At 69.4% G+C, this 12,946-nt stretch carries 14 protein-coding genes; 10 read left to right on the forward strand and 4 right to left on the reverse strand.

The genetic code is table 11. The features are described 5' to 3' along the window. The first annotated feature begins 99 nt into the window (after positions 1–99). Entirely contained in the window at positions 100–426 is a 327-nt protein-coding gene (locus AC1D15_RS06530) for an FmdB family zinc ribbon protein (protein ID WP_047501457.1), read from the forward strand. Positions 427–487: 61 nt separating this feature from the next. Here AC1D15_RS06530 and AC1D15_RS06535 read toward each other — a convergent pair whose 3' ends face one another. Beyond that, positions 488–694, reverse strand: coding sequence for a hypothetical protein (locus tag AC1D15_RS06535; RefSeq protein ID WP_465111391.1), 207 nt, complete (start codon positions 692–694; stop codon positions 488–490). A gap of 104 nt (positions 695–798) precedes the next feature. Here AC1D15_RS06535 and AC1D15_RS06540 point away from each other — a divergent pair, with 104 nt between their 5' ends. Continuing rightward, on the forward strand, positions 799–1,149 hold the full coding sequence (locus tag AC1D15_RS06540) for a hypothetical protein (RefSeq protein WP_477825361.1): 351 nt from the start codon (positions 799–801) through the stop codon (positions 1,147–1,149). Between the two features lie 14 nt (positions 1,150–1,163). On the opposite strand, the gene AC1D15_RS06545 is transcribed toward AC1D15_RS06540, so the two are convergent. Next, a complete protein-coding gene (locus AC1D15_RS06545) occupies positions 1,164–1,319 on the reverse strand; it encodes a DUF3096 domain-containing protein (protein ID WP_082004143.1) in 156 nt (51 codons plus the stop codon). A gap of 116 nt (positions 1,320–1,435) precedes the next feature. Between AC1D15_RS06545 and AC1D15_RS06550 the strand changes: the two genes are divergently transcribed. The 8 genes from AC1D15_RS06550 (at position 1,436) to AC1D15_RS06585 (ending at position 10,570) form a co-directional block, all read left to right on the forward strand. Beyond that, complete coding sequence (locus AC1D15_RS06550) at positions 1,436–1,741, forward strand: hypothetical protein (protein ID WP_047501946.1); 306 nt, start codon at positions 1,436–1,438, stop codon at positions 1,739–1,741. Between the two features lie 52 nt (positions 1,742–1,793). After that, a complete protein-coding gene (locus AC1D15_RS06555; protein ID WP_477825366.1) occupies positions 1,794–3,026 on the forward strand; it encodes a 6-phosphofructokinase in 1,233 nt (410 codons plus the stop codon). A 105-nt stretch (positions 3,027–3,131) separates the two neighbouring features. After that, complete coding sequence (locus AC1D15_RS06560) at positions 3,132–3,548, forward strand: DUF4148 domain-containing protein (protein WP_465111393.1); 417 nt, start codon at positions 3,132–3,134, stop codon at positions 3,546–3,548. Between the two features lie 76 nt (positions 3,549–3,624). Beyond that, positions 3,625–5,259, forward strand: a complete 1,635-nt coding sequence (locus AC1D15_RS06565; RefSeq protein WP_477825362.1) for an FMN-binding glutamate synthase family protein — start codon at positions 3,625–3,627, stop codon at positions 5,257–5,259. Positions 5,260–5,401: 142 nt separating this feature from the next. Then, entirely contained in the window at positions 5,402–5,992 is a 591-nt protein-coding gene (locus tag AC1D15_RS06570) for a LuxR C-terminal-related transcriptional regulator (protein WP_477825363.1), read from the forward strand. 454 nt (positions 5,993–6,446) lie between these two features. After that, on the forward strand, positions 6,447–7,673 hold the full coding sequence (locus AC1D15_RS06575; RefSeq protein WP_477825367.1) for a benzoate/H(+) symporter BenE family transporter: 1,227 nt from the start codon (positions 6,447–6,449) through the stop codon (positions 7,671–7,673). A gap of 20 nt (positions 7,674–7,693) precedes the next feature. Further along, entirely contained in the window at positions 7,694–8,638 is a 945-nt protein-coding gene (gene gshB / locus AC1D15_RS06580; protein WP_047501469.1) for a glutathione synthase, read from the forward strand. 45 nt (positions 8,639–8,683) lie between these two features. Beyond that, positions 8,684–10,570 (forward strand): ATP-binding cassette domain-containing protein, encoded by a 1,887-nt coding sequence (locus AC1D15_RS06585; protein ID WP_477825364.1) that lies wholly within the window; start codon positions 8,684–8,686, stop codon positions 10,568–10,570. Between the two features lie 105 nt (positions 10,571–10,675). On the opposite strand, the gene AC1D15_RS06590 is transcribed toward AC1D15_RS06585, so the two are convergent. Together AC1D15_RS06590 and AC1D15_RS06595 are read right to left on the reverse strand one after the other, a co-directional pair. Then, a complete protein-coding gene (locus AC1D15_RS06590; protein ID WP_465111398.1) occupies positions 10,676–11,440 on the reverse strand; it encodes a hypothetical protein in 765 nt (254 codons plus the stop codon). 34 nt (positions 11,441–11,474) lie between these two features. Then, positions 11,475–12,944, reverse strand: a complete 1,470-nt coding sequence (locus AC1D15_RS06595; protein ID WP_477825365.1) for an aminotransferase-like domain-containing protein — start codon at positions 12,942–12,944, stop codon at positions 11,475–11,477. Positions 12,945–12,946 lie beyond the last annotated feature (2 nt).

Here is a 12,946-nt window from a genome sequence, read left to right on the forward strand (position 1 = left end):
ATATCGACATCCGGCCGAACGCGAGCGGGCCGGTGAAATACATCCAGGGCGGGCCGGAGATGCCGCTGTCGCCGGACCTCTGAGCCCGGGGCGCCGACCATGCCGACCTACGACTACCACTGCCCGCAGTGCGGGCCCTTCGATGCGCTGCGGCGCATGGCCGAGCGGGATGTGCCGGCGGCGTGCCCGCGCTGCGCGATGCCGTCGACCCGGGCCTGGCTGGCGGCGCCGCGGCTGGCGGACATGCCGGCCGAGCGGCGCTTTGCGCTGGCGACCAACGAGCGGGCCCGGCATGAGCCGAAGGAATCGGCGCGCTACCGGCATCCGGCGGGCTGCGGGTGCTGCGCCGGGCCGAAGCGGACGGGGGAGGCGGCGACTGCGCCGCGGTCATTCGCCGGCAAGCGGCCCTGGATGATCAGTCACTGAAGGGCTTCGACCGGCTCAGCCCGACCCTTCGACAAGCTCAGGGCGAGCGGAGCTTGCCGCGTCACATCTGCTTCGCGATCTCGGCCGTCCGGCAGATCTCGTTGTTGTCGACGACGACCCACTCGCCGCCCTTCTGCAGGCAGACCGCACGCGCGGTCTGGTGGCGTTCGCGGATGCGGTCGGGGGCGGTGGAGACCCGGAACACCGCGCCGGCGATGGCGGCGATGCTGATCAGCGCGAAAGCGGTGCGTGCGAAACGGGTGCCCATGGCGCTCTCCGGTGGATCGGCGAATTCTCAGGCATTTGGCCCGACTTTGCATGCTCGCTAGCATCCCCACCTTTGCGCATGCGAGACACCCGATGAAGCCTTCCGTGTCAGATGTTGCCGAACACTGGGTCGAGGATGCCGGCGACAGCGACGCCGCCCACCTGGACATCCCGCCGCACGCGACGCGCGAGCGCCGTTTCGAGATCTTCTGCAGCTTCGAGGTGGCCAACCCGCTCGGCGGCGACGACGCGGCCCACGGGCTGCGCGTGCTGGTCAACGGGGCCCAGGAATGGGCGCGCCGGGTGGCGACCCATGCCGGCAGCGATTCGCTGGACGTGCGGCTGCGCAAGACCGTGCCGGTCGGCGAGCCGCTGCGGCTGACCGCCCGCACCGAGGTGCAGGGCGTGCGCCGGGTCGGGCTGAAGATCACGGCCGACGAGGACCTGGACGGCTGAGCGTCCGCGGGCGCTCAGTGCAGCCGCAGCGACGACATCCCGAACAGGCCGATCAGCCCGATCGCGATCAGGTAGATCGCGACGATGAAGTTCAGCAGCTTCGGCATGACCAGCACCAGGATGCCGGCGATCAGCGAAATCAGGGGGGTGAGGCTCAGGTGGATGTTCAATTGAGGGTTCCGTCGGGAGGTTGAAACGTGGATCGGGGATGGACCGCGGGCAGGTCCCTAGAATGTCGGCCCGCGCATCGAAGACGATGACGCACCGATTCTCCCTGGAGCCCGCCGTGGATCTGAAACTTCCGATTGTCATCTTCGACGAGCTCACCGAGTCCGTCATCCGTTCCACCGGCATGCTCGACCTGGCCAGCGGCGAGATCCGCAACGTGCAGTACGAGGATTACGACGTGAAGGCCGAGGGCATGCCGATCGAGGACGAGAGCTACGAGTTCACCTCCGGGCTGCTGACCAACGGCAAGCGTGACGTGGAGTTCCGCATCGAGGTGGACATCATGTCGGGCGCCTATTCGGTGACGCCTAGCGAGTTGCTGGAATTGAAAGGCCGCGCCGCCAAGCTGTTCTCGACGAAATAGAACGGCTACCCTTGGCGCCTCCCGCCACGACACCGGAGCCGCCATGCCGACGATGCCCGAAGCCAGGATCCTGATCGCCCAGGGCGGCGGCCCGACCGCCGTGATCAACCAGTCGCTGGTCGGCGCGGTGCTCGCGGCGCAGCGCTTTCCGGAGGTGACGGCGGTCTACGGCGCCCGCCACGGCGTGCGCGGCATCGTCGACGAGGACTTCGTCGACCTGGCGCGCGAGACGCCGCAGCACCTCGAGGCGGTCGCCGCCACGCCGGCCTCGGCCCTCGGCAGCACCCGTGACAAGCCCGACCTGGCCTACTGCCGCGCCATCCTGAAAGTGCTGCAGGCGCATGGCATCAGCCATTTCCTGTACATCGGCGGCAACGACTCGTCGGATACCGTGCGCATCGTCAGCGAGGAAGCCCGCCAGGCCGGCCATGCGCTGCGCTGCATCCACGTGCCGAAGACCATCGACAACGACCTGGTGGGCAACGACCACACGCCGGGCTATGCGTCGGCGGCGCGCTTCGTCGCGCAGGCCTTCGCGGGGGCCAACCTCGACAACGCGGCGCTGCCGGGCGTCTACCTCGGCGTCGTGATGGGCCGGCATGCCGGCTTCCTGACGGCGGCCGCGGCGCTCGGCGCCCGCTACCCCGACGACGGCCCGCACCTCGTCTACCTGCCCGAGCGGGTGTTCGAGCGCGAGCGCTTCCTGGCCGACGTGCGTGAGACCCATCAGCGCCTGGGCCGTTGCGTGATCGCCGTCTCCGAGGGCATCCACGATGCGTCGGGCGAGCCGATCGCGGTGCAGCTCGCGCCGGGGGGTGTCGAGCGCGACGCCCACGGCAACGTGCAGCTGTCGGGCACCGGCGCCCTGGCCGATCTGCTGTGCGACCTCATCAAGGACCAGCTGAAGATCAAGCGCGTGCGCGGCGACACCTTCGGCTACCTGCAGCGCTCGTTCCTCGGCTGCGTGTCGGATGTCGACCAGCGCGAAGCCCGCGAGGTCGGCGAGACGGCGCTGCAGTTCGCACTGCGCGGCGACCGCGACGGTTCGGTCGCGATCCAGCGCTGCGGCGACTACGCCGTGCGCTACGAGCTGCTGCCGCTGGCGGCGGTGGCGGGCAAGACGCGGGTGATGGAAGATGTCTTCATCACCGAGGGCGGCAATGCCGTCACCGACGCGTTCCGCCAGTACCTGCGCCCGCTGCTCGGCAGCGACATGCCGCAGGCGCACCGGCTGCGCGGGCATCCGATCGCGAAGCGACTGGGCGGATCGACCGTAGGACGCTGACGCCCGGTCGGGCATTTCCTACCGCAGCGCCCGGTCCCGGCTGATGGGCCGCGCGGGCGTGAGCGGGTCTGATGGGATCTCTCCACCCACTGGAAAGGGATCACCATGAACCACAAGATGCTTTTGTTGTCCGCGCTGCTGGCCGGCGCCTTCGGCTCGCAGACCGTGCTGGCCCAGACGACGACCGACGACCCGTCCGCGCCGAAGACGCGCGAGCAGGTGAAGGCCGAAACCCGCGACGCCGCGGCCGCCGGCAAGAAGGTGCCGGTCGGCGAGCAGCACGACAACAAGCGCAAGCCGGTCACGTCGGAGACGACGCGCGCGCAGGTCAAGGCGGACACCAAGGCCGCGAAGGCCATGGGCGAGATGAAGACCAGCGAGGGCGACCTGAACAAGCTGCCGCCGCCGGCCGCCGGATCGCCGCCGCCGGCCGATCGCGCCGACGTGAAGGCCGAGACGAAGCGCGCGATGAAGAACGGCGAGATCGAGCGCAGCGAAGAATCAGGCAAGCCGAAGAAGTGACGGCTCCCGGCGGCGCCCAGCGCGCCGCCTGCCCCCTGTCCACCGTCTACCATCGCGGCCATGTGAGGAGGCTGCGATGCAAGAGTGGATACTCAGGCTCAACCAGTATTTCCCGATCCGCTACAGCGCCTGGCTGCTGAGCGGTATCGGGCTGCTGCTCAGTGCGTTCACCGCGGTCGCGTTCCACGTCGGGTGGCCCTGGCTGCTGCTGTTCGCGCTGCTGGTGGGCGTCGGCGTGCACGATGTGCTGCAGGCGCGGCATTCGGTGCTGCGCAACTACCCGGTGATCGGGCACCTGCGCTTCCTGCTGGAGTTCATCCGGCCCGAGATGCGCCAGTACTTCATCGAGGGCGACAACGAGGCGGCGCCGTTCTCGCGCCAGCAGCGCTCGCTGGTCTACCAGCGGGCGAAGAACGATCCCGACAAGCGGCCGTTCGGCACGCAGATGGACGTCGGTGCGCTCGGCTACGAATGGATCAACCACTCGATTGCGCCGACCGAGCTGCCGACGCACGACTTCCGCGTGATGATCGGCGCGAACCGCGCACAGCCGTACTCGGCGAGCGTCTTCAACATCTCGGCGATGAGTTTCGGTGCGCTGTCGGCGAACGCGATCCTTGCGCTCAATGCCGGCGCGAAACGCGGCGGCTTCGCGCATGACACCGGCGAGGGCAGCATCAGCCGCCATCACCGCGAGAACGGCGGCGACCTGATCTGGGAGGTCGGCTCCGGCTACTTCGGTTGCCGCCATGAAGATGGCAGCTTCGACGAGCGGCGCTTCGCCGAGAACGCGACCCAGCCGCAGGTGCGGATGATCGAGTTGAAGCTGAGCCAGGGTGCCAAGCCCGGGCATGGCGGCGTGCTGCCGGGGCCGAAGGTCACGCCCGAGATCGCCGAGGCCCGGGGTGTGGCAGCCTGGGTCGACTGCATCTCGCCGGCACGCCACAGCGCGTTCGACACGCCGGTCGAGATGATGCGGTTCATCGAGCGGCTGCGCACGCTGTCCGGCGGCAAGCCGACCGGCTTCAAGCTGTGCATCGGCCACCCGTGGGAGTGGTTCGCGATCGCGAAGGCGATGCTCGTCACCGGCATCACGCCGGATTTCATCGTCGTCGATGGTGCCGAGGGCGGCACCGGCGCGGCGCCGCTGGAGTTCACCGACCACGTCGGTGCGCCGCTGCAGGAGGGCCTGCTGCTGGTGCACAACACGCTGGTCGGGCTGAACCTGCGCGACCAGGTGAAGCTCGGCTGTGCCGGCAAGGTGGTCAGCGCGTTCGACATCGCGCGGATGATGGCCCTGGGGGCGGACTGGTGCAATGCGGCGCGCGGCTTCATGTTCGCGCTCGGTTGCATCCAGGCGCAGGCCTGCCACACCGGTGCGTGCCCGACGGGGGTCAGCACGCAGGACGCGCAGCGCCAGCGCGCGCTGGTGGTGCCGACCAAGGCCGAGCGCGTCTTCCACTACCACCAGAACACCTTGCGCGCGCTGAAGGAGCTGGTTCAGGCGGCGGGGCTGACGCATCCGGGCGGCATCACGGCGTCGCACATCGTGCGCCGGTCTGCCGACCATGAGGTGAAACTGCTCGCGAATCTGCTGCCGTTCCTGAAGCCGGGTTCGCTGCTGGACGGCAGCGAGCCGGCGCACAACGTCTTCCGGCTGTACTGGCCGATGGCGCAGGCGTACAGTTTCGCGATGACCCCCCCGGGTTGAGGGGGCTGGCAGCCCTTGGTCATGGGGATGCACCGGATGGGGGTGCGGCGAAGAATGGCCGATCTGCTTGCTTGTGCGTTTTTCCATGCCGTCCCTCGTCCTTCTGCAGCGTGACCATGAGGCCAGCCCTCATCTGGCGGCCTTGATCGCGGCCACTCCGGGTTTCCGGGTGGTCGGCACGGTCCACACGATCGACGAGGCGCGGCCGCTGATCGCGCGCGCCGACCCCGACATCCTGGTGACCGACCTGCGCGTGCAGGACGGCCCGGTCGACGGCCTGCTGGGCGACCTGCGCCAGGGCGGCCGTGCGACGCGCCCGCAGGTGCTGGTGACGCTGATGTCGCACGACGACATGGTGCTGCTGCAGGCCTTGCGCGCCGGGGCCGACGGGTATTGGGTGCATGCCAACTCCCCCGAGGCGCTGATCAGCGGACTGCAGGAGGTGGCCAGGGGTGAGTCGCCGATGACGCCGACCATTGCGCGCCAGGTGCTGTCTCACTTCGAGACATCGCCGCGGCATGCGCTGGCCGACACGATGACCGAGGCGCTGAACCCGCTGGTGCTGACCGGCATGGAGCGGCAGATCCTGCAGTGGCTGGCGCAGGGCTACCTGATCGACGAGATCGCGCAGCAGTGGCATGCGAGCGTGCACACGGTGGCTTGCGGGATTCGACGGGTTTATCAGAAGTTGCAGTTTGATATTCGGGCTAATGGGTTGTCGCTCACTGCTTGATGCCTTTGCCGGGTTTCGCTCCGGACGCTGCGCTGTGCTTGCCGGYAGGTTTCGCCCCGGCGGGCGAGTCACTTTCATTTGTCTTGCCAAATGAAAGTAACCAAAGCAAAGGCGCTTTGAAAACCATRCGGTTCGTTCAGTCTCGCTGCGGACAACACTGACGCTTCGGCTGCACATCCCCGTTCATTGGGATTGTTGTTCTCCCGCTTCACTCGCTTCGCGTCGCATCGTCTCGCGCCCGCGATCGCCATGCATCTTGGCGATGCGCAGCGAGCTGGGTGGAGAAGAACGGCCAACAATCCCAATGAAGGTGGGGCACCAGCCGAAGCGTCAGTGTTGTCCGCAGCGAGACTGAACGAACCGTATGGTTTTCGGGTTGAGGGCTCTTTGCTTTGGTTACTTTCATTTGAGCCAGCAAATGAAAGTGACTCGCCCGCCGGGGCGAGACCCGGCAATGCCACGCAGTGAACCGCTGTACGCGGTAGGCTCCCGAGCCATGCGCCTCCATCCCTCCGACATGTCCCTCTCGGCCTTCGTGGCCGGATTCGTTGCCGTCCTCGTCGGCTTCACCAGCTCCGTCGCCATCGTCTTTTCCGCCGCGCAAGCCCTCGGCGCCGGGCCTGCCGAGATCAGCTCGTGGATGTGGGCCCTCGGTCTGGGCATGGGACTGTGCTCGGTGGTGCCTTCGTTGTGGCTGCGCCAGCCGGTGATGATCGCGTGGTCAACACCCGGCGCGGCGGTGCTTGCCACCGCTGCTGCCACCGGCGGCTTTCACCTGCCCGAGGCCGTCGGCGCCTTCCTCGTCAGCGCCGCCCTCATCACGCTCTTTGGCGTCACCGGCTGGTTCGAACGGCTGATGGGGCGCATCCCGATGCCGATCGCCAGCGCGCTGCTCGCCGGCGTGCTCGCCCGCTTCGGGCTCGATGCCTTCATCGCGCTCAAATCCTCGTTCGCACTCGTGCTGCTGATGCTGGCCACCTACCTCGTCGGGCGGCGCTTCTGGCCGCGCTATGCGGTGCCCGGCGTGCTGGCGGTGGGTACCGCGTTCGCCGTGGCGCAGGGGCAACTGCACCTCGGGGCCGTCTCGTTCGCGCTGACGATCCCCGTGTTCACGATGCCGGTCTTCACGCTGCCCGCCGTCATCAGCCTCGCGTTGCCACTCTTCATCGTCACCATGGCCTCGCAGAACCTGCCCGGCGTCGCCGCGATCCGCGCCGCCGGCTACGACATGCCGATCTCCAAGCTCATCACGATCTCCGGCCTCGCCACGCTGCTGCTCGCGCCGTTCGGTGCCTTCGCACTGAACCTGTCCGCCATCACCGCCGCCATCTGCATGGGCCGCGAAGCGCATGAAGACAAGAACCGCCGCTACATGGCCGCCGTCGCCTGCGGGCTGATCTACTGCGTGATCGGGCTGTTCGGCGCGGCCGTCACCGGCGTGCTCACGGCCTTCCCGCGCGAGTTGGTCGTCGCGATCGCCGGGCTCGCCCTGCTCGGCACCATCGGCAACGGGCTCGCCTCCGCACTGAAGGAAGACGCGCACCGCGAGGCCGCACTGATCACCTTCCTCGTCACGCTGAGCGGGCTCAGCCTCTGGGGCATCGGCTCGGCCTTCTGGGGCATGGTCGCCGGCGCGCTCGCGCTTTTTGTGCAACAGTGGCGGCCCCGCATCGCCGCCTGACCGAAAGAGAGCGCCCCGCCATGACGCTGCTGTTCGTTGCCGACCCGCTGGAAGGCTTCAAGACCTACAAGGACTCCACCTTCGCCATGATGCGCGAAGCCGCCCGCCGCGGCCACGCACTCGCCGCCTGCGAACCGCGCGACCTGGTCTGGGAACGCGGCGGCCGCGTGCAGGCCAAGGTGAGGCCCTTCACCGTCACCTCCGACCCGCACGCCTGGTTCGCCGAACAGCCCGCACAGACGCTCGCGCTCGCCGACCTCACCGCCGTGCTGATGCGCAAGGACCCGCCCTTCGACAGCGAATACTTCTACGCCACCCACCTGCTGCAACAGGCCGAGCGCGAAGGCGCCCGCGTCTTCAACAAGCCGGCCGCACTGCGCGACCACCCGGAAAAGCTCGCGATCCTCGAGTTCCCCGACTTCATCGGCCCGACACTCGTCACGCGCGACGAGGCCGAGATCAAGCGCTTCCACGCGGTCCACCACGACATCATCCTGAAACCGCTCGACGGCATGGGCGGCATGGGCATCTTCCGCGTCGGCCCCGACGGGCTGAACCTCGGCAGCATCACCGAGACGCTCAACAAGGGCGGCACGCAGACGGTGATGGTGCAGCGCTACCTGCCCGAGATCGTGAAGGGCGACAAGCGCGTGCTGGTGATCGGCGGCGTGCCGGTGCCGTTCTCGCTGGCGCGCATCCCGCAAGGCAGCGAGATCCGCGGCAACCTCGCCGCCGGCGGCAAGGGCGTCGCACAGCCGCTGTCGGCCCGCGACCGCGAGATCGCCGAGGCGCTCGGCCCGGTGCTCGCCGCGCGCGGGCTGCTGCTCGTCGGGCTCGACATCATCGGCGACAGCCTGACCGAGATCAACGTGACCAGCCCGACCTGCTTCCAGGAAATCACGCAGCAGGCCGGCTTCGACGTGGCAGAGATGTTCATCGACGCGCTGGAGGCCAAGCTCCCCTGAAATCCGGGGCACGGGATAATCGCGGTTTCCTCCGTTGGTTTCCCCATGGCCGTCCTCTCGCTTTCCAATGCCCACCTGGCCTTCGGCCACGTGGCCCTGCTCGACAACGCGGCGTTCTCGCTCGAAACCGGTGAGCGCCTCGGGTTGATCGGCCGCAACGGCGCCGGCAAGTCCTCGATGCTGAAGATCATCGCCGGGCTGGAGAAGCTCGACGACGGCCTGCTGCAGATGACGCAAGGCGTGCGCATCTGCTACGTGCCGCAGGAGCCCGTGTTCGAACCGGGCCACACGGTGTTCGAGGCCGTCAGCGAAGGCGTGGCCGAAGCCCGTGCCGTGCGCCAGGCCTATGAAGAACACGCCGACGGCGTTGACCTCGATGCCTTGCAGACGCGCATCGAGGCGCTCGACGCCTGGAACTGGGAGCAGCGCGTGGACACCACGCTCGCGCAGCTCCACCTCGACGGCTCGCGCGAGATCAGCCAGCTCTCCGGCGGCATGAAGAAGCGCGTCGCGCTGGCGCAAGCGCTGGTCGCGGTGCCCGACGTGCTGCTGCTCGACGAGCCCACCAACCACCTCGACCTCGATTCGATCGCCTGGCTCGAAGAGCTGCTGCGCAGCTTCAAGGGCAGCGTGATGCTGATCACCCACGACCGCGCCTTCCTCGATGGCGTGGCCACCCGCATCGTCGAACTCGATCGCGGCATCATCCGCAGCTACCCCGGCAACTTCACGGCCTACGAGCGCATGAAGGAAGAGCAGCTCGCATCCGATGCGCTTGCCAACGCGCGCGCCGACAAGCTGCTGGCCCAGGAAGAGGTGTGGATCCGCAAGGGCGTCGAAGCCCGCCGCACGCGCAGCGTGGCGCGCATCCAGCGGCTGGAAGTGCTGCGCGACCAGCGCCAGAAGCGCCGCGATTCGCTCGGCCAGGTGCGCCTGGAAGTGGACTCCGGCGCGCCCAGCGGCAAGATCGTCGCCGAGCTGCGCGACGTGAACCTGCGCTTCGGCGAGAAGGTGATCGTGAAGGACTTCACCGCGACCATCCTGCGCGGCGACAAGGTCGGCCTGATCGGGCCGAACGGCGCCGGCAAGACGACGCTGCTGAAGCTGATCCTCGGTGAACTGAAGCCCGACTCCGGCCACGTGCGCCAGGGCAGCAAGCTCGAGGTCGCCTACTTCGACCAGATGCGCAGCACGCTGAAGCTCGACGCGACGCTCGCCGACACCATCAGCCCGGGCAGCGAGTGGGTGGAGTTCAACGGCCAGCGCAAGCACGTGATGAGCTACCTGAACGACTTCCTGTTCTCTCCCGAGCGCGCCAACTCGCCGGTGCGCACGCTGAGCGGCGGCGAGCGCAACCGCGTGCTGCTGGCCCGCCTGTTCGCGCTGCCGGCCAACGTGCTGGTGCTCGACGAACCCACCAACGACCTCGACATCGACACGCTCGAGCTGCTCGAGGAGCTGCTGCAGGGCTACCCGGGCACCGTGTTCCTGGTGAGCCACGACCGGCGCTTCCTCGACAACGTGGTCACCAGCACGATCGCATGGGAAGGCGACGAGAGCCCGGGCTTCTGGCGCGAGTACGAAGGCGGCTATGAGGACTGGAAGCTGCAGCGCGACCGCGCACGGGCGATGCGCGACAAGGCGGCCAGGTCGGCGCCCGCACCGACGCCTGCTGCGCCGCCGCCGCCCGCAGCCGCGCCGGTCGCGAAGAAGGCCAAGCTCAGCTACAAGGAACAGCGCGAACTCGACGGCCTGCCGGCGCGCATCGAGGCGCTGGAGACCGAGCAGAAGACGCTCTCGGCGCTGCTCGCCGGCACCGAGATCTACGCCGGCGACGCGGCGAAGCTCGCGGCCGCGCAGGCGCGCTTCGCGGCCCTCGACGACGAGCTGCTGACGGCGCTGACGCGCTGGGAAGAGCTCGGCGCGCGCTGATCGCTGCGAGGGTGGTGCGCTGGCGCGGGCCGAGCGCCGGGCCGCCCCAAGCCGGCCCGCATCCCCTCGGGGGATCGGTCGATGTACCCGTCGACCGAGGGGTCGTCATCCAGAGCGCCCGAGCGCGCCGAACCAGGATTCGGCGAGCGCGCTGCGGTGCGTGCGGCTGATGATCAGCCCCGACTGCAGGTACAGCGCGTTCAGCAGACGCGCGGCGCGCGAGGTGTCGAAGCCCGGCCAGTCGGCCATCTCGCGCAGCGACGAGCGGTCGCCCTGCAGCCGCTGCACCGCCGTGCGCACCAGGCCGCCGGCGCGCAGGCCGCCCAGGTTGAAGCCCGGCGCGACGCGGTAGGCCACCGGCCCGGCGATCTCCGGCAGCAGCGCGTTGCGCGAGCCGCGCAGCGCCAGTTCCCACAGCACCGGCCCGAGCGAGTGGTAGTGCTGCTCATCGGCCACCAGCGACAGCTCCGAGTCGCCCGGCGTGCGCAGCACCGCCGGCTCGACGTGCAGCACCCGCAGTTCGGTGGGCCGCTCGCGCAGCAGCGCATCCAGGCTGATCGGGCAGTGCACCAGGCGCTCGCGCGCGAACACGGTCAGCGGCACCACCGCCGGGCCCATCTGCAGGTGGATCACCACCTGCTGCGAATGCCGCACGCAGGCGGCCAGCACGTCCAGCACCTCGGACGCATGGCCGGCCCGCTCGAAACGGCTCAGGTCGGCCAGCAGCGACGGGCTGAGCGTCGCGCCGCGCAGGCTGCTGTCGGCGACTTCGCCGAGCGCACGCGGACCCCCCGGCTCATGCAGGTAGCGCTCGAAGGCGCTGACGCGCATCAGCTCGGGCTCGCCGAAGGGGATGGTGGGCTCGAACATGGACTGGGGAGTTGCAAGAAGGTGTGACTGTAGGTCACCGGGCTGTCGATGCAAAGCCCGGATTCCGGGGTGTCGCCATGCCGGGGGTGTCGCGGGCGCGCTGCAGCGCCTGCCAGAACTGCGCATCCTGCGTGGTCGCGAAGTTGATGCGCATCAGCGTGCCGGGGCGCCGCGTGGCGTGGAAGATCGAGCCCGGTGCCAGCAGCCAGCCGTCGTCCAGCATCACCTGCGACAGCCGCTCGGTGTCGACGCCGGTGTCGACCCAGCCGAACAGGCCGCGCGGCGTGGCCGCGAAGCGGCAGCCCGCCGCCTCGGCCAGCTGCACCGAGCGCGCCCGGGCCGCGTCCAGCCGGGCCATCACGCGCTCGGCATGGCGGCGCAGCAGGCCGTGCTCCAGGCAGTGGGCAAGCGCCTGCTCGGTCAGGCTGGTGGTGGAGAGGCTGCCGAGCAGCTTGGTGTCGATGAAGCGGTCGACCAGCGCCGGCGGCGCTGCCAGATAGCCGACCCGCCAGTTCGGCACCAGGATCTTCGAGAAGCCGGAGATGTAGATCGTGCGCTCCAGCGCGTCCAGCGCCGCGAGCCGCGGCAGGTGCGGCGGTGCCAGATGGGCGTAGGTGTCGTCCTCGACGATGTGCAGGTCGTGCGCCTGCGCGAGCTTCAGCAGCCGGTGCGCATGGCCGAGCGCGAGCGTCGCACCGGTCGGGTTGTGCAGCACCGAGACGGTGATGTACAGCCGCGGGCGCTCGTGCGGTTTCTGGGCCTCGATCAGGCGCTCCATCACCGCGAGGTCGGGCCCGTCCTCGCCGCGCGGCACCGGCAGCACGCGCAGGCCGAGGGCCGCCAGCCGCGCGAACTCGACCGACCAGCCGGGTTCGTCGACCAGCACGCTGTCGCCGGCGCGGGTCAGGCTGCGGGTGACGATGTCCAGCGCATGGGTGGCACCGAAGGTCGTGACGATCTGCTCCGGCGCCGCCTTCACGCCGAAGTCGACCAGCCGCTGCGACAGCGCCCGGCGCAGCCGCAAGTCGCCCGCCGGCTCGCCGTACTGCAGGGCCAGCGGGCCGAGCAGCGCGCCGCTGCTGACGCGGCGCAGCGCGGTGCTGAGCATCGGCAGGTCCAGCCACTCCGACGGCAGCGTGCCCAGCCCCGGCATCGGCCGCGTGCCCGGCGGCTGGAACATGCTGCGCATCAGCGCGATCGCGCTGAGCGGGGCACGCGGAAAGGCAATCGGGGCCGCGGCGTTGACGGGCGGGGCGGCCGATGCCGGCGTGCGCGCGGCATCGCGGGCTGCCTCGCGCGGCTGCTGCTCGCGCACGAAGAAGCCGCGCTGCTTGCGGGCCTCCACCAAGCCCTGCGCCAGCAACTGGTCGTAGGCCGCGACCACCGTGTAGGCGCTGACCCCGTGCCGGCGCGCGCACTCCCGCACCGACGGCAGCCGCGAGCCCGGTGCGAGCAGCCGCTGCCGGATGCGCTCGGCGAAGCGGCCCGACAGCTGCTCGGTCAGCG

This window comes from Rhizobacter sp. P2_H2 (genome assembly GCF_056403375.1).

What these genes read in the sequence shown, in the direction of transcription:
- AC1D15_RS06565 (WP_477825362.1), top strand. Translation starts at nt 3,625, where the DNA reads ATGCAAGAGTGGATACTCAGGCTCAACCAGTATTTCCCGATCCGCTAC.
- AC1D15_RS06555 (WP_477825366.1), top strand. Translation starts at nt 1,794, where the DNA reads ATGCCCGAAGCCAGGATCCTGATCGCCCAGGGCGGCGGCCCGACCGCC.
- AC1D15_RS06585 (WP_477825364.1), top strand. Translation starts at nt 8,684, where the DNA reads ATGGCCGTCCTCTCGCTTTCCAATGCCCACCTGGCCTTCGGCCACGTG.
- AC1D15_RS06535 (WP_465111391.1), bottom strand. Translation starts at nt 694, where the DNA reads ATGGGCACCCGTTTCGCACGCACCGCTTTCGCGCTGATCAGCATCGCC.
- AC1D15_RS06590 (WP_465111398.1), bottom strand. Translation starts at nt 11,440, where the DNA reads ATGTTCGAGCCCACCATCCCCTTCGGCGAGCCCGAGCTGATGCGCGTC.
- AC1D15_RS06575 (WP_477825367.1), top strand. Translation starts at nt 6,447, where the DNA reads ATGCCACGCAGTGAACCGCTGTACGCGGTAGGCTCCCGAGCCATGCGC.
- gshB (WP_047501469.1), top strand. Translation starts at nt 7,694, where the DNA reads ATGACGCTGCTGTTCGTTGCCGACCCGCTGGAAGGCTTCAAGACCTAC.
- AC1D15_RS06560 (WP_465111393.1), top strand. Translation starts at nt 3,132, where the DNA reads ATGAACCACAAGATGCTTTTGTTGTCCGCGCTGCTGGCCGGCGCCTTC.
- AC1D15_RS06530 (WP_047501457.1), top strand. Translation starts at nt 100, where the DNA reads ATGCCGACCTACGACTACCACTGCCCGCAGTGCGGGCCCTTCGATGCG.